This window comes from Lentzea sp. NPDC020367 (assembly GCF_044387305.1).
Taxonomy (GTDB): Bacteria; Actinomycetota; Actinomycetes; order Mycobacteriales; family Pseudonocardiaceae; genus Lentzea.
Window position 1 is genome coordinate 209,456 of record NZ_JBIRVV010000002.1, and the last position, 18,983, is coordinate 228,438.

The 18,983-nt window shown below is 70.1% G+C and carries 18 protein-coding genes and 2 tRNA genes; 10 read left to right on the forward strand and 10 right to left on the reverse strand.

Features of this window, described 5'->3' with window-relative positions; all coding sequences use genetic code 11:
* Window positions 1–68: 68 nt before the first annotated feature.
* On the reverse strand, window positions 69–623 hold the full coding sequence (locus ACH413_RS08070) for an RICIN domain-containing protein (protein ID WP_360033413.1): 555 nt from the start codon (window positions 621–623) through the stop codon (window positions 69–71).
* Between the two features lie 98 nt (window positions 624–721).
* Window positions 722–1,036: a helix-turn-helix domain-containing protein gene (locus tag ACH413_RS08075; protein ID WP_360033410.1), complete on the reverse strand. Its 315-nt coding sequence runs from the start codon at window positions 1,034–1,036 to the stop codon at window positions 722–724.
* Between the two features lie 63 nt (window positions 1,037–1,099).
* Between ACH413_RS08075 and ACH413_RS08080 the strand changes: the two genes are divergently transcribed.
* From ACH413_RS08080 to ACH413_RS08095, 4 genes are all read left to right on the forward strand, one after another.
* The gene (locus tag ACH413_RS08080; protein ID WP_360033407.1) at window positions 1,100–1,573 is read left to right on the forward strand and encodes a group II truncated hemoglobin; all 474 of its coding nucleotides are present in this window, start codon (window positions 1,100–1,102) and stop codon (window positions 1,571–1,573) included.
* A 104-nt stretch (window positions 1,574–1,677) separates the two neighbouring features.
* Complete coding sequence (locus ACH413_RS08085) at window positions 1,678–2,298, forward strand: dihydrofolate reductase family protein (protein ID WP_360033404.1); 621 nt, start codon at window positions 1,678–1,680, stop codon at window positions 2,296–2,298.
* Between the two features lie 27 nt (window positions 2,299–2,325).
* Window positions 2,326–2,649, forward strand: a complete 324-nt coding sequence (locus ACH413_RS08090) for a YciI family protein (RefSeq protein WP_360033401.1) — start codon at window positions 2,326–2,328, stop codon at window positions 2,647–2,649.
* On the forward strand, window positions 2,646–3,875 hold the full coding sequence (locus ACH413_RS08095) for a sigma-70 family RNA polymerase sigma factor (protein WP_360033398.1): 1,230 nt from the start codon (window positions 2,646–2,648) through the stop codon (window positions 3,873–3,875). The genes ACH413_RS08090 and ACH413_RS08095 overlap by 4 nt, the downstream gene beginning before the upstream one ends.
* On the opposite strand, the gene ACH413_RS08100 is transcribed toward ACH413_RS08095, so the two are convergent.
* On the reverse strand, window positions 3,868–6,447 hold the full coding sequence (locus ACH413_RS08100; protein ID WP_360033396.1) for a tetratricopeptide repeat protein: 2,580 nt from the start codon (window positions 6,445–6,447) through the stop codon (window positions 3,868–3,870). The two genes, ACH413_RS08095 and ACH413_RS08100, sit on opposite strands and share 8 nt — an antisense overlap.
* A 172-nt stretch (window positions 6,448–6,619) precedes the next feature.
* Entirely contained in the window at window positions 6,620–6,916 is a 297-nt protein-coding gene (locus tag ACH413_RS08105) for a YiaA/YiaB family inner membrane protein (protein ID WP_360033393.1), read from the reverse strand.
* Between the two features lie 339 nt (window positions 6,917–7,255).
* On the opposite strand from ACH413_RS08105, the gene ACH413_RS08110 reads away from it, so the two are divergent.
* Both ACH413_RS08110 and ACH413_RS08115 read left to right on the forward strand, forming a co-directional pair.
* Window positions 7,256–8,734 carry a sigma-70 family RNA polymerase sigma factor gene (locus tag ACH413_RS08110; protein ID WP_360033390.1) on the forward strand — a complete coding sequence of 493 codons (1,479 nt, stop codon included), beginning with the start codon at window positions 7,256–7,258 and terminating at the stop codon, window positions 8,732–8,734.
* Between the two features lie 48 nt (window positions 8,735–8,782).
* Window positions 8,783–9,256 carry a hypothetical protein gene (locus tag ACH413_RS08115; RefSeq protein ID WP_360033388.1) on the forward strand — a complete coding sequence of 158 codons (474 nt, stop codon included), beginning with the start codon at window positions 8,783–8,785 and terminating at the stop codon, window positions 9,254–9,256.
* Here ACH413_RS08115 and ACH413_RS08120 read toward each other — a convergent pair.
* Window positions 9,242–11,914, reverse strand: a complete 2,673-nt coding sequence (locus ACH413_RS08120) for a BTAD domain-containing putative transcriptional regulator (RefSeq protein ID WP_360033385.1) — start codon at window positions 11,912–11,914, stop codon at window positions 9,242–9,244. The two genes, ACH413_RS08115 and ACH413_RS08120, sit on opposite strands and share 15 nt — an antisense overlap.
* Before the next feature lie 200 nt (window positions 11,915–12,114).
* Between ACH413_RS08120 and ACH413_RS08125 the strand changes: the two genes are divergently transcribed.
* Window positions 12,115–13,131 (forward strand): LacI family DNA-binding transcriptional regulator, encoded by a 1,017-nt coding sequence (locus tag ACH413_RS08125; protein WP_360033382.1) that lies wholly within the window; start codon window positions 12,115–12,117, stop codon window positions 13,129–13,131.
* On the opposite strand, the gene ACH413_RS08130 is transcribed toward ACH413_RS08125, so the two are convergent.
* On the reverse strand, window positions 13,112–14,452 hold the full coding sequence (locus ACH413_RS08130; protein WP_360033379.1) for an aminotransferase class V-fold PLP-dependent enzyme: 1,341 nt from the start codon (window positions 14,450–14,452) through the stop codon (window positions 13,112–13,114). The genes ACH413_RS08125 and ACH413_RS08130 overlap by 20 nt on opposite strands.
* A 333-nt stretch (window positions 14,453–14,785) precedes the next feature.
* On the opposite strand from ACH413_RS08130, the gene ACH413_RS08135 reads away from it, so the two are divergent.
* Window positions 14,786–15,676, forward strand: coding sequence for a hypothetical protein (locus ACH413_RS08135; RefSeq protein ID WP_360033376.1), 891 nt, complete (start codon window positions 14,786–14,788; stop codon window positions 15,674–15,676).
* On the forward strand, window positions 15,673–16,371 hold the full coding sequence (locus ACH413_RS08140; protein ID WP_360033373.1) for an aminoglycoside 3'-phosphotransferase: 699 nt from the start codon (window positions 15,673–15,675) through the stop codon (window positions 16,369–16,371). The genes ACH413_RS08135 and ACH413_RS08140 overlap by 4 nt, the downstream gene beginning before the upstream one ends.
* On the opposite strand, the gene ACH413_RS08145 is transcribed toward ACH413_RS08140, so the two are convergent.
* Together ACH413_RS08145 and ACH413_RS08150 are read right to left on the reverse strand one after the other, a co-directional pair.
* The gene (locus tag ACH413_RS08145; RefSeq protein WP_360033370.1) at window positions 16,368–17,108 is read right to left on the reverse strand and encodes a DUF1684 domain-containing protein; all 741 of its coding nucleotides are present in this window, start codon (window positions 17,106–17,108) and stop codon (window positions 16,368–16,370) included. The two genes, ACH413_RS08140 and ACH413_RS08145, sit on opposite strands and share 4 nt — an antisense overlap.
* Entirely contained in the window at window positions 17,105–18,079 is a 975-nt protein-coding gene (locus tag ACH413_RS08150) for a DUF5937 family protein (RefSeq protein WP_360033367.1), read from the reverse strand. The genes ACH413_RS08145 and ACH413_RS08150 overlap by 4 nt, the downstream gene beginning before the upstream one ends.
* Before the next feature lie 69 nt (window positions 18,080–18,148).
* Here ACH413_RS08150 and ACH413_RS08155 point away from each other — a divergent pair, with 69 nt between their 5' ends.
* Window positions 18,149–18,877 carry an inositol monophosphatase family protein gene (locus ACH413_RS08155; RefSeq protein ID WP_396424966.1) on the forward strand — a complete coding sequence of 243 codons (729 nt, stop codon included), beginning with the start codon at window positions 18,149–18,151 and terminating at the stop codon, window positions 18,875–18,877.
* Here ACH413_RS08155 and ACH413_RS08160 read toward each other — a convergent pair.
* Window positions 18,834–18,905: transfer RNA gene (locus ACH413_RS08160), tRNA-Ile, on the reverse strand. The genes ACH413_RS08155 and ACH413_RS08160 overlap by 44 nt on opposite strands.
* A 1-nt stretch (window position 18,906) precedes the next feature.
* Window positions 18,907–18,983, reverse strand: a tRNA-His gene (locus tag ACH413_RS08165).

An 18,983-nucleotide genomic window follows, 5' to 3' on the forward strand; every position in this document is an offset into this window, starting at 1 on the left:
CGGCGTGCCCTCCCCGAGCCCCCAGCACCATGTTCCATGCATACCGGGGAATCGGGGAGGAAGTCACGTCACGGCCAGATCTGCCACCACTGATCGTTGTAGCCGAGGATGCAGTTGTAGCTCACGGCGTTCCCACCGTTCTGCCCCTGGTTCGACGGAACGGCGAGGCAACGGCCGCTCTTGTAGTTGCGCAGCCGGTGGTGCACGTTGTCCGGCATCAGCTCGGGCAACCACCACTGGTCGTAGTAGCCGTCGACGCAGTCGTACTGCACGACCTTCGCGCCGTTGTTGGGGTTGGCCGCCGCGACGCAACGGCCGGTGTTCTGGTTGCGGAGCCGGTAGTACCCCGGCGCGGCCGCGATGGGTTCGAAGAGCCAGTACTGGTCGGTGAACGACGAGTAGCAGTCGTAGTGGATCAGCGGCTTGCCGTTGCGGTTGTCCGCCGAGTTCACCGCGAGGCACTTGTGGTGGTAGTTGTTGATCAGGTTCTGGTACGTGCCCGGATTGATGCCCTGCACCGCCGGTTGCTGCTGCTCCACCGCAACCGCCGCGGCCGGCGTCAGGAACAACGCCGCAGCCGCGGTCATCGCGAGCGCCAACGCCTTCCGTAACCCGATTCTCATCCGTCCTCCAAGAGGCAAGGGCTGTGTGACGGGCACAGCCTTGCCGCCGGTGCACGGGCAGTTCGTTGGCAGCGCGTGAGCGCGCTGGTCAGGCCGCGCTACTGCCCGACGACCACACCGGTGCGGGCGGCGCGCAGCACGCCCCAGTCGTAGAGCGCCTGAAGCGCCGGTCCCAGCGACCGGCCCTCCTCGGTGAGCGAGTACTCGACGTGCGGAGGCCGCTCGACCCGTGCCACGAGGCCCGCCTCCTGCAGCTCGCGGAGCCGCTGCACGAACATCTTCTCGCTGATGCCGGGCACCTTGCGGCGCAGCTCGCCGTAGTGGTGCGGGCCCTCCTTGAGGTGGGCGAGGACGACCGCGCGCCACTTGCCACCGATGACGTCGAGGGCGAGCTCGACCGGACAGTGGTACATGGGCGCTCCTCACCAAAAGGTGCGTACTTGCCGGGCTTTTCGCCTGGTGCTGGAGTGGGCGTCGTGATCAACGACCAGTCAACACCTTCTCTGTACACCTGGGCCGGTGGCTCAGCGGCGCTGTTGAAGCTGACCGAGGCGTTCTACCGGCGCGTCGCCGACGACGCCGTGCTCGCGCCCGTGTTCGCCGGGATGGATCCCGGCCATGCCCGTTACGTGGCGTTGTGGCTCGGCGAGGTGTTCGGCGGCCCCGCCGCCTACACCGCCGAGCGCGGCGGCTACGAGTTCATGCTGGCCAAGCACCTCGGGCGGGCCATCACCGAGGAGCAGCGCCGGCGCTGGCTGAACCTCATCATGGACGCGGCCGACGAGGTGGCGCTGCCGGACGACCCCGAGTTCCGTGCCGCGTTCGTGTCCTACCTGGAGTGGGGCACGCGGCTGGCGGTGCAGAACTCGGCGCCGGACGCCAAGCCCTTCCACGGGGCGCCCGTGCCGAAGTGGGGCTGGGGCGAGGCGCCGCCGTACGTCGAGAAATGACCCCTTCGAAAAAAGTTCTGGAGAAGGTGTCGGATCCGGGACGGGGCGTTCGTAGCTGAGGTGAGGCCGCGAGAGAGCGGCACCGAAGCGAAGGAACCGCGATCATGAAGCTGACCACCATGTCCCAGATCACGCTCGACGGAGTGGTGCAGGGCAACGGCGGCGCGTCGGAGGAGGACCGCAGGAACGGGTTCGAGCGCGGCGGCTGGGCCCGCGGCAAGGGCGACGACGGGACCAGGGCGTTCATCAACGAGACCTACCAGCGCGCCGACGCGTTCCTGTTCGGCCGGCGCACCTACGACCTGTTCGCCGGCTCTTGGGGGTCCCTGACCGAGGCGGACGTCCCCGGCTCGGAGCCCGTCCTGCGGGCGTTGAACGCGCAGCCCAAGTACGTGGCGTCGACGACGCTCGCCGACCCGGCGTGGGCGGGCACCTCCGTGCTGTCCGGTGACCTCGCGGCCGCCGTCGCGGACCTGAAGGCCAAGCCCGGCGGCGAGCTGCAGGTGCACGGCAGTGGCACGCTGATCAGGTGGCTGCTGGCGAACGACCTGGTCGACGAGATGACGCTGATCGTGGTGCCGGTGGTGGTCGGCCAGGGCTTGCGGCTGTTCCCGGAGAACGGCCCTGACCTCGCGCTCGACCTGGCCGAGTCGCGAGTGGACTCGAAGGGCGTCGCGACCCAGGTCTACCGGACCGCCGGGCGTCCTTCGTACTGGCCGAACTGAAGCACCCCACCAGGAGAGGACCTTCCCATGCGGTATCTGGTTTCCGTGATCGACGACAAGAGCAATCCGGGCAGCACGGACCGGGGGCCCGCCATCAGCGCGTTCAACGAACGGCTGATCGCCGACGGCCACTGGGTGTTCGCGGGCGGGCTCGCGGACACCGACTCGGCCACGGTCGTCGACAACCGGGGCGCGGAGGCGCTGTTCAGCGACGGGCCGTTCGTGGAGTCGAAGGAGTACCTCGCCGGCGTCTGGGTCTGGGAAGCCCCCGATCTGGACGTGGCGCTCAAGCTCGCCACCGAGGCCTCGAGGGTCTGCGATCGCAAGATCGAGGTGCGGCCATTCCAGTGAACGACGCCGCAGCGGCGGTCACCCGCGCCCACCGCGAGGAGTGGGCACGGGTGACCGCCGCCCTGACCAGGCGCTTCGGTGACCTCGACATCGCGGAGGAGGCGGCGGCCGAGGCGTTCGCGATCGCCGTCGAGCGCTGGCCCGCCGACGGTGTGCCGCCCAACCCCGGCGCCTGGCTGACCACCACCGCCACCCGCCGGGCCATCGACCGGATCCGCCGGGAGAGCAAGCGCGACGACAAGCACGAGGAGGCTCGGATGATCCACGACGACACCCCGCACGAGCCTCTCGGCGCCATCGACGACGACCGGCTCCGGCTGATCTTCACCTGCTGCCACCCGGCGCTGGCGGCCGAGGCGCGCGTGGCGTTGACGCTGCGCATGGTCGGCGGGCTGACCGTGCCCGAGATCGCCCGCGCCCTCCTGGTGGCCGAAAGCGCTGTGGGGCAGCGGATCACCCGCGCGAAGGCCAAGATCAAGGCCGCGCGCATCCCGTACCGCGTGCCGTCCGCCGACGATCTCCCCGCCCGCGTGTCCGGGGTGCTGACCGTGCTGTTCCTCGTGTTCAACGAGGGCTATCTGGCCACCGGTCCCGGCACCGATCCCCTGCGGCACGACCTGACCGCCGAGGCGATCCGGCTCACCCGCCTGATCCGCGCCCTGTTGCCGGACGACGGCGAGGTGGCAGGGCTGCTGGCGTTGATGCTGCTCACGGAGGCACGCCGGGCAGCCCGCGTCTCCCCCGGCGGCGAACTGGTCGCCCTCACCGAGCAGGACCGCGGCGCCTGGGACACGACACTGATCGCCGAAGGCCACCGGCTGGTGCGAGAACGGCTGGCCGCCGGGGTGGCGCCTGGTCGCTACCAGATCCTCGCCGCGATCAACGCCGTGCACACCTCAGCCCGCGACATGCGCGACACCGACTGGTCGCAGATCCTCGCCCTCTACGACCAGCTCGTCCGCGTCGATCCCTCGCCGGTCGTCGCCCTCAACCGGGCCATCGCGGTCGCCGAGCTCGACGGCCCGGAGGTGGCGCTGGCGGCCGTCGACCGTCTGGAGGACCGGCTGTCCGGCTATCACGCCTTCCACGTCACCCGCGCGGACCTGTTGCGCCGCCTGGGCCGCAGCCAGGATTCGCGCGCCGCCTACGACAAGGCCATCGAGCTGGCGGGAAACACCGCGGAGGTCGCCTACCTGACCCGGCGCCGCGACCAGCTGCTCACCTGATGCGGCTCAGGAGGTCCGCGACTCGTTGCGCCCCAAGGCGATAGCCGGACGTCGCGTGCAACGCCGCCGCCTCCTCCGCGCGGCGCCGCGCGTCCGTCCGACCTTGAGCGAGGTCTGCTTCGGCGAGCACGCGCAGGCTCTCCCCCTCGATCAGCCGATGCCCGGTGCCCCGGCTGATCTCCAGCGCCTCCTGGGCCAACGCGCGGGCGGAGTCGTGTTCCTCGTGCCTCAAATGCAGTGCCGCCAACGAGATCAGGGCGTCGCACCGGCCGCGTTGGTGGGACGTGGCGAGCGCCAGGTCCAGCGCGGTGCGCAGTTCGGTCCGGGCGGCGTCGTCGTAGCCGAGCAGGAGGTGGGTGCTGCCGAGCACGTGCCACGCGCTGATCTGGGTGCGCCGCATACCCAGGCGCGTCGCGATCTCCAGCGCCTCCCGCGCCGTGTCCAGGGCGAGGTCGTACTTCTCCAGGTCGCGGTAGGCGCCGGAGAGGTTCGCGAGGTTGCCGGCCTCCTCCGCCGGTTCGGCGAACTCGCGGCACAACGCCAGACCGGCCTCGTAGTGCTCGATCGCCCGTTCCAGCCGCCCGAGCGCCTGGCAGGAACGGCCCGCGTGCGTCTCACCGAGCAGCACGCCGAAGCGGATCCCCTTGTCGCGCGAGACCTCGATGGCCTCGGTGTGCAGCGCGTAGGCCTGGTCCAGTTCGCCGAGCTCCCAGTACGCGTCGCCGAGGACCAGCGAGCCGACGGTCGGCCGGCCGTCCTGCCGCCAGAGCTCACGCGCCCGCTGGTAGTAGGTGGCGCAGTCGCGCGGCCGGCCCATCGAGATCGACGTCCGGCCCAGCGCGCAGAGCACGACGCGGTAGAACTCCTTGTGTCCCAGCTCTTCTGCGGCGCTGAGGGCTTTGCGCAGGAACGTCAGCGACTGCTCGTAGTCGCAGCCGCACCAGTGCGCGTCGCCGATGATCCGCAACGCGTGCGCCTCGGCGAGCAGGTCGCCGCTACGCCGGGCGGCCTCCAGGACCGCCGTGCCGGTGTCGAGCCAGACCACCTCCATGCGGTGGCGTTCGAACTGCGAGTGCAATGCGATCAACAACTGCACCGCGAGCCGGGTGTGGCCTTCCTTCGCGGCGGCGTGCGTGGTGGCGACGAGGTTCTCGGTCTCCACGTCGATCCACGTGTTCGCGATGATGTCGTCGATGAACGTGGTGTGGCGGTAGTCCTCGGCCAGCACGTGCCGGTACGTGCGCGGATCGACCCGTTCGCCGGCGTTCAGCAACGTCAGCGCGAAGTGGCCCCACAGGCGTTCGGCCGCGGCTTCTCGTTCGGTGTCAGCGAGTTGGGCCGCGTGCAGGCGCAACAGGTCGTGGAACGTGTACCGGCCGGGCCGGTGCTCGTCGACCAGGTGCGCGGCGGTGAGCAGGTGCAGGCAGCGCTCGGTCTCCGCCGAGTCGAGCGCGGTCAGCGCCGCGATGGCGTCCGCGGTCAGGTCCCGGCCCGGCATGTGGCCCATCAGCCGGAACACCCTGCGCGCGGCGGGTTCCAGTGCCTCGTACGACAGGTCGAACGCCGCGCCGACCGCGGTGTCGGGGTCGCCGGGCGCCGCCAGCGAGGCGAGCCGGTCGCCGGAGCGCAACGCGGCCACGTATCCGCCGATCGTCCGGCCGCTGAGCAGGTGGGCGGCGGCGATGCGCAACGCCAGCGGTAACCCCGCGCACAGGCCCACCAGGTCGGTGACAGCGCCGGGCTCGGCCGCGACCCGCTGCTCCCCCAGCACGTGGACGAGCAGGGCCCGCGCCGCGTCCGGGTCCAGTTGCTCCAGCTGGATCCGCCGGGCGCCGTCACGCGCGACCAGGCCGTCCAGGCGGTACCGGCTGGTGACGAGGACGAGGCAGCCCGGCGAGCCCGGCAGCAGCGGCCGGACCTGGCGGGCGTCGACCGCGTCGTCCAGCACGACCAGCACGCGCCGATCCGCCAGCAACGTCCGGTAGGTGGCGGCGGCGGTCTCGGCGTCGGCGGGGACCTTGGCGCGTTCCAGCCCGAGGCCGACGAGCAGGTGGGTCAGCGCTTCGAGCGGCGTCACCGGGGCGCCGCCGCCGTGCCCGCGCAGGTTCAGGAACAGCTGCCCGTCCGGGAACCGCGACCGGGCGCGATGAGCCCAGTGGACGGCCAGCGTCGTCTTGCCGATGCCCGCCATGCCCGCGATCGCGGACACGACCACGGCGTTCGACTCGTGCGCGAGCAACGCGTCCATCGTGAGCAGAACGCCCTCACGACCCGTGAAGCCCTGCACGCTCGCGGGCAGCTGTGCGGCCACCACCTGACCGGACGGCTCAAGATCGGCCCGGGGCGTGGACGGGCGCGACGCGGCGGTGACCAGGCCCGACTGCTGCTCCGAACTCAGTCGCAACGCTCTGGCCAGCCGCGTGACCGTCTCGCGGTGGGGGTACCGGCGAGCCCCGCGTTCGAGCGCGCCGATGGCCTGAGCACTGATTCCGGCCTGCTCGGCGAGCGCTTCCTGAGTCAGCGCCGCAGCCAGCCGGTGATGACGCAGCAACGCGCCGAAAGACCCGTCCACACAGCCCTCCCCTACACCGACTGTATCGGTGGGTTGTGCGGGTTGTCGCTGTCGCCACCGCCGTTCGGGCTAAAGAATGAGGTCAGTTCAGGTGGCCGGTACGGGATCCGGGGGACGGCCACCTTCCGAGAGGACCGGTTGCCGCGACGGGGGCGGCAACCGGTCTTCGTTCTCAAGGCACGTCGAGCTTGAAGGGGTCGTGCTCGGTCAGCAGCTTGTCGAGCCGGGCCTTGTCCACTCTGCTGGTGATGTAGGTGTCCTCCTGCCGATCCCTGAGCACCTTGGCCAGGGTGAACGCCGAGGTGACCGTGTAGAGCATCGCGATTCCCAGGAACGCGCGGACCCATCCGTCGACGGGCAGGAACACGACTCCGATGCCGACGGCGGTCAGCGAGAGCCCGAACGAGAGGACCGCCTGCACGTAGAAGGCAGCGGTCGTCGGGGTGTGCGAGGGCGCGGAAGACGTCATGATCCGAGATTCCTGCGTCACACCCGGACTGTCATGAGTACGGCTACTCAAGTCGAGATCATCCGCATGGGTGTGCGCGCATTTGCCCTAACGAAAGCTGCTCCTTTTGCGACTGGTCAGGGAAATGGACACCCGCTACCGATTAGTTTCGCGAACAAAGCGGTGAGCCCTCACAGCGAAGTTGCCACCGCTAGGGCCTTCTGACCTGTGTTCACCCAGCCCGCCCAGGTCCGGAACCTCTTTTATTGCATCAGTTTCGTATGCGTGGATTGTTCGTGTTGAGACATCTCGATAGGGTCCGCGTATCAGTACAGGGCATCACGTTAAGGGCGGCTTTCTTTGATCGGGCAGCGTGGACGACCGCCGTCGGATGCCGACCTCATCGATGCAGTCAGAGATGGCCAGGTCGAGGAGTACGGCAAGCTCTACGAACGTCACGTGCGCTCGGCGAACATCCTTGCGATGCAACTGTCCTCGTCGTCCTCGGACGCCGATGACCTTGTGGCGGAAGCGTTCGCGAAGGTTCTCGCCGCGCTGCGCGGCGGTGGCGGCCCCGGCGCCGCGTTCCGGCCGTACCTGCTGACGGCCGTGCGGCACGCGGCGTATGACCGCACCCGCAAGGAAAAGCGGGTCGAACTGGCCGGTGACATCGAAGAGGTTCCCGGCGCCACGAAGGCGACCAGCGTGCCGTTCCGCGACAAGGCGATCGAGGACCTCGACCAGGCCATGGCGGCGACGGCGTTCGCGACGCTGCCCGAGCGGTGGCAGACAGTCCTGTGGCACACGGCGATCGAGGGTCAGTCGCCCGGTGAGATCGCGCCGTTGCTCGGCTTGACCGCGAACGGCGTGTCCGCGATGGCGTTCCGTGCGCGCGAGGGTCTGCGCAAGGCGTTCCTGCAGGCGCACGTCAACCAGGAGCCCGCGGAGAAGTGCCGCTCCACGGTGACGAAGCTCGGTGCGTGGACCCGCGGCGGGCTCAAGGGCCGCGACGCCGTCCACCTCGACGAGCACATGGACACCTGCGCGGAATGCCGCAAGCTCGCGCGAGAACTGTCCGACGTCAACGGCGCGTTGCGCGGACTGGTCGCCCCGATCGTGCTCGGCACGGGCACCACCGGGTACCTCGCCGCCGCCGCGACCGCGACCAAGGGCGCCGTGGTCACCCTGAGCGCCTCCACGTGGCTGGGCGTCGCCGCTTCGGCCGCCGCGGTCGTCGTGGTCACCGCCAGCGGCGTCGTGAGCTCGGACAGCACCCCGCCCACCACGGTCCTCGGCGCCGCTCCGACGACCAGCACGAGCGCATCGGCGGAATCCGGGCAGACCGAACAGCCCGGCACCACGCAGAGCGCCGGCAGCACCCCGACGACACGCCGTTCCGCCGGTGCCACCACCGGCGCCGACCCGACCGAGGCCACCGAACCGGAAGAGCCCACGGACAACAACACGATCGCCCCCTCGTCGGCCAAGCTGTCCGGGTCCGGGCCCGGCACGATCGCCATGACCACCGACGGCCCGCCGAACGAGATGAACATCAGCATCACCAACAACGGCACGTCCCCCACGACGTTGCCAACGTTGACGCTGACCATGCCCGACAAGGTCAAGACGGTCGGGCCGGGCAAGAGCTCGGTGGGATTCGTGGGCTGCCCGGCCGGCAAGGGCACCGTGACGTGCGAGGGCGGGGAGCCGCTGGCGCCCGGCCAGACGCTCACGTTCCGGGCGCGACTGCAGGCGGGTCCGAAGGCCGGGGACGGGGTCATCACCGGGGTGGCGGGGCCGGTGCAGGTGAGCGTCACCATCACGATCGCCCAGTCGTAGAGTCCACTTCGGACAGCGCGATCGGCGTGAGCACCGCACCATGAACGGGTGGAGGAGCTCACGGCGGCGTTGCAGGAGCTCGAAGCGCCGTTCCGCACGCTCGTCGACGACTCGGAGTGGGCGCACGCGAGCGTCGAGGGGCTGGTGCTCGACGTCGGCGGGTGGTGGTCCGCCGACGACCGGACGCGCCTGCAACCCCAGGTGACGTTCAGCGACGCCTTCAGCGAGGCGGGCCGGCACCAGGGCGGCGTGTACGTCGAGGGATACCTCTGGACGGACGGCCAGGCGGTCGCGGCCGCGTGGTGCGGGCTTGGGACCGCGGTCGTCTACGGACCGCGCGCGGAGGCCTATCTGGGGGTGGCGCTGTCTCCCCACTTCTGCCGCCGGATCCAGCAGCGCAACGGCACAGCCGCGGTGCTCATGAGCAAGCATCCGCGGCTGTTGCCGTTGCTGCGGGACGGGTTGCCGCGCGGCGCGGTGCTGCCCGGCGGGAGGCCGGGCCCGCGCTCAGTCGGTGCCTAGCGCGGCGAACCTCTCGTCCGCCTCCCGCTGGTGCCGGGCCGCCTCGACGGGATCCGCGACCGCACGTGCGAGGTGCTTGTGCGCGTTCGCGGCCTCACGCCGGTCGTCGATCCGTTCCGCCAGTTCCAACGCCTCACGCAACGGCGCCAAGGCGTCAGCGGGACGTCCGGCCGCCGTCAGCACCTCACCGAGGTAGTTGAGCACCACGGTTTCCGTTGTGACGTCACCGATCGCGCGCACGGCCGCCAACGCCGACTCCAACGCCTCCAGCGCTTCGGAGTGCCGGCCCATGGCGTGCAGGATCATGCCCAGCGCGCTCTGGGTGTCGGCCTCGTCGCGGCGGCTGCCCATCTCGCGCATCAACGCGAGCGCGGACGTGCACGCCTGCAGCGCCTCGTCGTACCGGCCGAGCGCGCTGTAGATGTTGCTGACGTTGCTCATCGCCTGCGACTCGAGGTGCCGGTCGCCGAGCTGCCGCGCCACCGTGATGGCCTGTTCGAGCAGGTCAGCGGCCTCGGCGTGGCGGCCGAGAGACCGGTAGACCAGCGACTGGTTGTTCAGCGTGCCCGCCACGCCCTGCAGGTCGCCCAGCTCGCGGAGCATCTCGATCGCGCGCTCGTTGTAGTGGATGGCCCTCGGGTACTGCGCGGTCTGCCAGAACACCATCGCGTAGTTCTTGGTCGTGATCGCGAGGGCGACCGGCTCGTCCTTCGCCGCCTCCAACGCCAGTTCGTTGATCGTGGCCCAGTCACGCGTGTGGCCGCGCACCATGCAGAAGAACGTCAACGCGCGCGCGAGCTGCCATGTGTGCGTGCGCCAGTCACCGTCGAGCGACAACGCCACGGCGGCGACGAGCGTCTGGCGTTCGGTCTCCAGCCACTCGACGGCGTGGTCGTAGTCGCGCAGCACGAGCCGCGACTCCGGCCGGTAGGTGATGTCGACCTCGTACTTGCGCGCGGCGGGCGACATCAGCCTCGTCGCCTGGTTCGCCGTGTCCAGGAAGTGGTCCAGCAGCCTGGTCAGCGGCTCACGGGTGGCGTGCACTTTGGACTGCGCGTACTGCCGGAGCAGGTCGTGCATCCGGTACCGGCCGAGCGTGGTCGCCTCCAGGAGGTGGACGTCGACGAGATCCTCGAGCATCCCGTCGCACTCCAGCAGGTCGAGCTCGCCCAGCGCCGCGGCCTGGTCGACGTCGAAGTCCGTGCCGTGGTGCAGGCCCAGCAGGCAGAAGAGCCGCTGGTGACCGGTGGGGAGCTGGCCGAACGACAACGCGAAGACCGCGTCCAGCTCGGATAATCGTCCCTCGCGCAGCCGCGTCGCGAGGTGGGCGGTGTTCCAGGTCGGACGGCTGCGGAGCCGTCCGGCGGCCAGTCGCACGGCCAGCGGCAGCCTGCCGCACAGCTCGACGACCTCGCGGGCCGCCGGGTCGGTGCCGCGTTCGTCGCCGACGATCGTGGCGAACAGCTGCAGCGCCTCCGCCTCGGACAGCACGTCCAGCGTGAGCGTCGACGTGCCTTCCAGCTCGACCAGCCGCGCACGGGACGTGACCAGCACCAACGAGCCCGGCACGCCCGGCAGCAGCGGCCGCACCTGCTCGGCGCTCACCGCGTTGTCGAGCACGACGAGCAACCTGCGCTTCGACAGTTCGCCGCGCCACATGGCGGCCCGTTCGTCGAGGCCGACCGGGATCTCTTCCAGGCCGAGCGCGCGCAACAGCACGTCGAGCGCGTCTGTCGGTTCCACGGGCGCACGGCCCGCGGTGTGCGCGTGCAGGTCGATGAACAACTGACCGTCCGGATACTCCAGACGGTGCGCCAGGTGCACGGCGAGTGTCGTCTTGCCGACGCCCGGCATGCCGTCGATCGCGGAGATCACGACGGCGGACTTGCCGGTGACGGCCCTGGTCAGTCGCTCCATCTCGGACTCGCGGCCGGTGAAGTCGGCGACGTCGCGCGGCAGCGTGTTCAGGGCGGGCCGCGGCTCGTCCCCGCGCAGCAGCCGCGCGTGCAGTTCCCGCAGGTCGTGGCCAGGATCGACGCCCAGTTCGGCGGCGAGCAGCACCCGCACGTCCTCGAACGCCTGCAACGCCTCGGCAGGCCGGTTGGCCCGCTGCAGCGCGTGCATGAGCTGCAACCAGAGCTGTTCCCTGAGCGGGAACTGCTTGGTCAGCCGCCGCAGTTCGGCGATCAGCCGCTCGCCCTGCCCCAGCTCGATCGACAGCCGCGCGTGCTGCTCGGCGACTGTGAGCCGCCGTTCCTGCAACAGCGTGAGCTCGGCTTCGAGCCGGGGCCCCACGGTGAGGCCGTCCAGCGACGGGCCGCGCCACAACGCGAGTGCCTGTTCGTACTCGGAGACCGCCGTCCGGTGCTCCCCCTGCTTCAACGCCTCGTCGCCCGCCGCGCACAGCCGTTCGAAGACGGCGACGTCGACCTCTCCGTCCGGCACCTTGAGCCGGTATCCGCCGGGAACGGTGACGAGGTCGTCCAGCACGAGCTTGCGCAGGGCGGCGACATAGGTTCGGATGTTCGATTCAGGAGCCGCGGGTGGAGATTCCCACACCGCTTCGCTCAGATGTTCAAAACTGACCGTCTCGTTGGCGTGCAGTGCCAACGCTGCCAGCAGTGCCCGTTGCCGGGGCCCGCCCAGCCGCAGTTCCACGCCCCCACGCCAAATCTGCAGCGGCCCAAGAAGCCGATACCGCACTAGCCCTCCTCGGTGGGCATGCTGCCAGAACTCGGCGGTGCTGTGCGGAATTTGTGCGGACGATCTTGGAAACTTGGCCGACGCCGCTGTGAAGAGGGGGAACGAAGATGGACCTGAGCAGATCATGGTCCGGCCAGGCAGCCTAGGATGACCGCATGACCGAGACGGCGAAGCGACGTCCCGGCCCCCGGATCGAAGAAGTCGCGCGGGTGGCCGGAGTGTCCAAGTCGACCGTCTCGCGCGTGATCAACGACGAGCAGTACGTCAGCGCCAAGGCCCGGGAGGCCGTGCACGCCGCCATCGCGGAGTTGGGCTACTCCCCCAACCAGGCCGCGCGGTCGCTCGCCGGCAACCGGGCCAACGCCATCGCCCTGGTGGTCTCGGAGCCGACCGGCCGCGTCCTGTCCGACCCGTTCTTCGCGGGTGTCCTGCGGGGCGTGCACGCCGAACTCGCCGGCCGCCACATGCAGTTGCTGCTGATGATGAGCCAGCCCTCCGACACCAGCGACCTGGTGACGTACCTGAGCAGCGGCCACGTCGACGGCGCGCTGCTGGTCAGCCTGCACGGCGAGGACCCGCTGGTGCCGATGCTGGCCGAGATCGGCCTGCCGGTCGTCTCCGGCGGCCGTCCACTCGGCACCCCCGTCCCGTTCGTGGACGCCGACAACTTCACCGGCGCCCTGGAAGCCGCGCGCTACCTGGCGTCGTTGGGCCGCAAGCGGATCGGTACCGTCGCCGGCCCGAAGGACATGGCCGTGGGCGCCGACCGGCTCAGCGGCTTCAAGCGCGGCCTGAGCGAGGCCAAACTCACCAGCGACCTGGTCGCGCACGGCGACTTCACGCCGGAGAGCGGCGCACGGGCCATGGAAGCGTTGCTGCGCAAGGCTCCCGACCTCGACGCGGTGTTCGTCGCCGCGGACATCATGGCCCTCGGCGCGTTGCAGGTGCTGCACGCGCAGGGCAAGCGCGTCCCTGAGGACGTCGCGGTTGTCGGGTTCGACGACTCGGTGTTCGCCGCGACCGCGACGCCACCGCTGACGACGATCCGGCAGGACGTCGAGGAGCTGGGCCGCACCATGACGTGGCGGCTGCTCGCGGAGCTCGCGGGCGAGGACGGGCTGCCGCCGTCACTGCTGCTGCCGACCACGCTGATCAAGCGGTCCAGCGCCTGATCAGTTCGATCACCTCGTCCACGTGCTCGCGGTGAGTGCGGTGGCTGAGCACGCAGATCCGCAGCGTGAACTTCCCGCCGAGCCTCGTGCTGGACAGGAAGAACCTGCCGGACTCGTTGAGGCGCTTGAGGAGTTGCTCGCTGTCGGCGCTGCGGAACACGACGACGGTGAGGTCGGACGGGAGCACCTCGACGCCGTCGATCTTCGCGAGTTCGGCGCGCAGGTGGTCGGCGAGGTCGTGCTTCTCGTCGAGCGCCTCGCGGAACGCCGCGACGCCGTGCAGGTGCAGCGGCAGCCAGACGCGCAGGCCGCGGAACTCGCGGGTGAGCTCGGGGCCGAGGTCGGCGTAGTCGGGCAGGCCGGTGCCGTGGTCGAGGTCCTGCAGGTAGTCGCCGTCCGCCACGTGTGCGGCGCGGAGCCGGGCTTCTGAGCGCACGAGCAGGACGCCCGTGCCGTACGGGAGGAAGAGGCTCTTGTGCGGGTCCCACGCGATCGAGTCCGCCCGGTCGACGCCGGTCAAGATCGCGCGGCCGCGTTCGGTCAGCTGGAACGCGCCGCCGTACGCGCCGTCCACGTGGAACCACAGGGATTCCCGCTCGGCCAGCGCGGCGATGTCGTCGAGCGGGTCGACGACGCCGGTGCTGGTCGCGCCCGCCGTGCCGATGATCAGGAACGGGCGCAGGCCGTTCGCGCGGTCGTCGGCGATCATGGCTTGTGCTTGCGCCACGTCCATTCGGAGTGCGGTATCGGTGGGGACGACGCGGATTCGTTCGGGCGGGAAGCCGGTGATGTGCGCGGCCTTCGCGACGCAGTGGTGCGTGTGCGGCGTTACGTAGATGGTGCCGTTGGGGTCGTGGGCGCCTAGGCGGTCCTGTCGTGCCGTGTGCACGGCCGAGAGAGTGGCCAGTGACGCGCCGGTGGTGAAGATGCCGCCGGAGCCTTCCGGGAGGCCGAACTCGGTGCACAGCCAGCGGATCACGCTGTGTTCCAGCGCGACCAGCGCGGGTGCTGTGGAGGCGACGCCGGTGTAGCGGTTGGTGGCCTGGGCCAGGAACTCGGCGAGCACCGAGCTGTAGAGGCCGCCCGCCGGGAAATAGGCGAGGTAGCGCGGGCCCGCGGTCTCCACCGCCTGGCCGGCCGCGTCGCCGAACCGGGCGAGCAGGTCAGCGAGTTCGCCGGGGGTCTCCGCCGGCGGAGGAGGCAGGAGTGCCGTGCCCGGCGACGATGCGGGCGCGGCCTCCAGTACCTCGATGAAATCCTCGACGAAGGCCGTCACGGACTTCGTCCACTCGGCCCTGGTCTCGCGGTCCGGTTGCAGCATGAGCACACCGTACGAAGTTCGCCCCGCCGTGTGCTCGCGGGAATCCGTCGCGCAGTTCGCGCTACGCCCGCCACGGCGTGTCCAGCGCCATTCGCCCTCCTGTGGGTGAAGGTGTTGCGCCCTTTGGCTCAACGTAGCGTGGAAACGCTCTCTCGGGAGTCCCGTGTCTCAGCCGGACAGCGAGGAAACGCTTTACATCGGTGATCATCGACCGTCCGTGACGAATCGGGCCAATTTTCACCCGTTCGGCACAACTTTGCGGCACCGTCAGTAACACCTGGAGTGGGCCTTCGATGGTCTGGCCGTACGAACCCACCCGAGGGAGTTGCGACAGTGATCGAGAACTCGGCCGCCGGTCTGGTGATGGTCCCCGGCGAGGTGACGGTGACCGTCACCGGCGAGCAGCGCCACCAGGACGTGCTCTCCCGCTACGCCGTCCCGGGCGGCGTGACGCGGCACGTCGCCGTGAACCTGACGTGGTGCATGATCGCCGCCGGGAGGCACCGCGGTCAGCGCGGGATCGAGGTGCGCCTCGACGGGTACCGCGTGGGCGAGCTGACCTTCCTGATGTCGCAACGGTATGCGCCCGTGCTGATGCACGTGGAGTCCGGCGGCGGGGCAACCGGATGCACCGCGTACGTCCAGCTCGGCGACAACGGGCTGTTGCAGATCTTCCTGCGGATGCCGCGTGAGATTCCCCGTGGCGCGGTGGTTCCGGTCGTGGCGCCGCGCAAGTCGTGGGTGGCGCCGGTGGCCATCAGCGCGGCCAGCCTGCTCGCGTTCTTCTTCGCGATCGGCATCGTGGGGGCCGCCATCGGTGGTGATCCGGCGACCAAGAGCAACGCGTCCAGCCTCACGACGACGGCAGCGCCCACAACGACGACGACCACGACCGTTGCGCCGCCGACCAGCACCACCACTACGACCACGACAACCACCACCACGACTACGACGACCACCGCTCCTGCGGCCGTCGCGCAGCCGAAGCCGCAACCCCAGCCGCAACCACAGCCCAACCCGCAGCCGAATCCCCAGCCGCAGCCCCAGCCCGCGCCGCAACCCGCGTGCGACAAGAACTACAGTGGCTGCGTGCCGATCGCGTCCGATGTGGACTGCGCGGGCGGTACCGGGAACGGCCCCGCGTACGTGCGAGGCCCGATCCAGGTCATCGGCACGGACATCTACGGCCTGGACAACGACAAGGACGGCACGGCCTGCGAGTGAAGATCCCCGAGGATGTCCTGCACGCGGTCGGCCCGGACGCCGTGTGGTCCGACGACCACGAAGGCCTGTCCGGTGACGTCTGGCAGGTCGGGTCCAGCTACGTGAAGCGCTCGGGCGTGGACGAGTACGACCGGTTGCTGTGGCTGGGCCGGCACTTCGAGGTGCCGGAGATCCGGGCGTTCGCCGAGGACTGGCTGGTGCTGGCCGATGTCGGCGCACCCTCGCTGACCTCGGCCGATCCCGTGATCGCGGGAACGGTCATGGGCACCGTGCTGCGGTCGCTGCACGCGTTGCCGGTGGCCTCATGTCCTTACGACGCCACGATTCCCGTTGTGCTGGAACGGGCTCGGCACAACGTCGAGGCCGGACTGGTGGACCCGGACGACTTCGACGACGACAACCTCGGTGTCACACCTGAGGAGTTGCTGCGACGGCTGGTGGCCACCGCTCCGCCGGCCGAGGACCTCGTCGTGGCGCACGTGGACTTCTGCCCGCCGAACGTGTTGCTGCGCCCGGACGGCTCGACCGTGCTGATCGACGTGGCACGGCTGGGCGTGTCCGACCGGCATCGCGACATCGCGCTGGCACAACGGGAACTGGGCGAAGAGGCCGTAGCCGCGTTCGACCGCGCCTACGGCCTCACCCCCCGCCCGGAGATGCTCGCCTGGTACCGGCTTCTCGACGAGTTCTTCTAGCCCCGCTCGTACGGCGTCTTCTCCCCCGCCTCCACGCCGAACGACAGGTGGTTGCCCGCGGGCGGCAGCGGGCAGGTGGCGAAGTCGGTGAACGCGCACGGCAGGTTCGTCGCGCGGTTGAAGTCGAGCACGACCTTGCCATCATGCGGTGTGGCGGCGATCTGCCGGTTCGCCGCATAGGTCGTGACGCCGCTGGTCTCGTCGGTGAACAGGATGCTCAGTCCGCCGTTGCGGCCGTTGAACGCCGTGAGTGTGTGCTCGGCGCCGTTGAAGTTGAACCGCACACGGCCCGGTGCCTCGTAGACGTGGCTGAGGCCCTCGACGACCGCGCCGACGGTCGTGGGAACGGGCGCGTCGAACGGTTCGTACTCGCCCTCCAGCACCCACTTCTCGTGCGGTTCGTACGACGGCACGCCCTTGAAGTCGTTCAGCACCGGGGCCTTGGGATCGTGCACGCGGATCAGGTACCCGCCGCGCCGGGCGATCTCGATCTCGACGTCACCCGCCACGACCCGTTCACCGCCGCCGCTCTGGACGAGTTCGAACCGCTTGGTCTCCCCGTCGTTGCGCCAGTAGGCCGCGTCGTCGTCTTGCCACCACTCGCCCGGTAGGCCGTCATAGGTGCGTGGGGCCGTCTCCAGCCAATCGAGCGAAACCAGCGCCAGCCACCCGTACGGGTCCGCCAGGTTGGTCTCGCGCTCCGTCTTCCAGGTCTGCCAGTCCTCAGCGAAGCTCATGTCCTGGGCAACGACGGACTCGCGGCGTCGCTTCCCTGTTCCACTGAGTGGGAAACCAGAGCGTCGCCGAGTTCCGTGCGGGCGTAGACGACGCTGCGCCCGTGCCGTTGCGAGGCCAGCAGACCGGCGTCGCGCAACGCTCTCAGGTGCTGGTTCACCGCCGAGGCCGTGACGCCCGTGCGTCGTGCGATGTCCGTGGACGAACACGGCTGCGCCAGCTCGGCCAGCAGATCCGCCCGCACCTGCCCGAGGACGCCGGCCAGCGCGTCAGGCCCCCGGACCAGCCCCGTCTCCCACACCGTGCCGGCGCCGCGAGCCGAGTAGATCAGCAGCGGCGGCGCACCGGGGTCGACGGGCACCGCCGTACGCCGTGCGAACACGCTCGGAACCAGGGTGAGCCCCTGTCCCCCGGCCTCCACCCGCCGCGGTTCGGCACCGGCGATCCGCACCCCGACCACGGGACGGGAGAACGTGATCCGGTCCGAGATCCCCGCGAACATCGCCGCCAGGCCGTGCTGGGCCATCTCCCGGCCCCGATGCGCGATGTCGGCTTCGAGCACCGCGCGCATCCGGTCCCACTGGCGGGCCAGGGCCGCGTGCCAGTAGTTCTCCAGCGCGCCGAGCATCCGGCCGTGGTCGCGCAGAACGTCCGGCACATCTCCGAACACCGCGCGGAGGTCGCGGCGCAGGGTGCGGACGGGGATCTCGCGCAGCGCCGCGAGCTCGTCCTCGATCCTGGTGAACGGCGTCAGCGGGCGAGGGCTCAGGAAGTCCGGCGTCCAGCCACGGTCGCTGGACAGGGCCAGCAACACCTCCGTGTCGACATCACGGATCCGGCGCACCCACGGCACGTGCAACGGGTACTTGGCCGGGTCTTTCAGCACGCGCAGGCTGAGCGTGAGCTCGCTGAGCGGCGAGACGGCGAACCGCACGTCCACCAGATCGGACTCGCCGAGCACGAACTCGATCATGTAGCACAACGCTACATCAGTTACGCCTGCGCAGCACTCGCGTCAGGCTTCGCGACCATGTGGAACGACATGCGGCTCGCGTTGCGGATCGCTTACCAGGCAGCGGAAGTCGCGGAACGGGCGTACATCGCGGGCGACCACGGCGTACGGCTCAAGGAGGACGGCAGCGAGGTCACCCCGGCCGATCTCAAGGTCGAGGACCTGGTGCGCCGGCTGCTGGCGGAAGCGGTGCCCGACGACGGTGTCATGGGCGAGGAACGTCCTGAGCGCGCGGGAACCTCCGGGCGACGCTGGCTGGTCGACCCGATCAGCGGCACCGCCGACTTCGTGGCCGGACGGCCGACGTACTCGGTGGACCTGGCGCTGGAGGGCGCCCTGGCCGTGTCCGCGATGCCGTCGCTGGGCATCACGATGGCGGCAGGACGGGGCATCGGCTGCCGGGTCTTTCGGGGCAAGCAAGAAGAAATCGCTCGGGTGTCCTCACGCGACACCGTCGACGGCGCGCGCGTGTGCCTGCACGGCAAGAGGAAACCAGTGCTGGAGCACTGTGTCGTCGTGGACGGTTCCACGTCGGTGCTGGACCTGATCACCGGCCGGGTGGACGCGGTGATCGCGGCGGGCGCCGGTCTGGACGAGTTCGACCTGGCGTGCCTGCCGGTGCTCGTCGAGGAGGCGGGCGGCCGCGTGACGGTGGTCGAGGAGGACGTCGTGCTGGCCACCAACGGTGTCCTGCACGACGCCTTCCTCGCCCTGCTGGTCGCGCGTCCTGGTGTCGAACCAGGCACCCCAGGCTTATGAGGCCTGGGTGATCGCCGGATCCCGCGCGCTGGGGTGACCGACCGGACTCGCACCGGCTTCGGCCAGGATCACAACCTGGCGCCTCGACTGCTTCGGCTTCGGTCAC

Excerpts from the sequence above, each read along its gene's own strand:
- ACH413_RS08145 (WP_360033370.1), bottom strand. The coding sequence starts at position 17,108 with ATGAGCTTCGCTGAGGACTGGCAGACCTGGAAGACGGAGCGCGAGACC.
- ACH413_RS08085 (WP_360033404.1), top strand. The coding sequence starts at position 1,678 with ATGAAGCTGACCACCATGTCCCAGATCACGCTCGACGGAGTGGTGCAG.
- ACH413_RS08150 (WP_360033367.1), bottom strand. The coding sequence starts at position 18,079 with ATGATCGAGTTCGTGCTCGGCGAGTCCGATCTGGTGGACGTGCGGTTC.
- ACH413_RS08155 (WP_396424966.1), top strand. The coding sequence starts at position 18,149 with ATGCGGCTCGCGTTGCGGATCGCTTACCAGGCAGCGGAAGTCGCGGAA.
- ACH413_RS08090 (WP_360033401.1), top strand. The coding sequence starts at position 2,326 with ATGCGGTATCTGGTTTCCGTGATCGACGACAAGAGCAATCCGGGCAGC.
- ACH413_RS08105 (WP_360033393.1), bottom strand. The coding sequence starts at position 6,916 with ATGACGTCTTCCGCGCCCTCGCACACCCCGACGACCGCTGCCTTCTAC.
- ACH413_RS08130 (WP_360033379.1), bottom strand. The coding sequence starts at position 14,452 with ATGCTGCAACCGGACCGCGAGACCAGGGCCGAGTGGACGAAGTCCGTG.
- ACH413_RS08125 (WP_360033382.1), top strand. The coding sequence starts at position 12,115 with ATGACCGAGACGGCGAAGCGACGTCCCGGCCCCCGGATCGAAGAAGTC.
- ACH413_RS08070 (WP_360033413.1), bottom strand. The coding sequence starts at position 623 with ATGAGAATCGGGTTACGGAAGGCGTTGGCGCTCGCGATGACCGCGGCT.
- ACH413_RS08075 (WP_360033410.1), bottom strand. The coding sequence starts at position 1,036 with ATGTACCACTGTCCGGTCGAGCTCGCCCTCGACGTCATCGGTGGCAAG.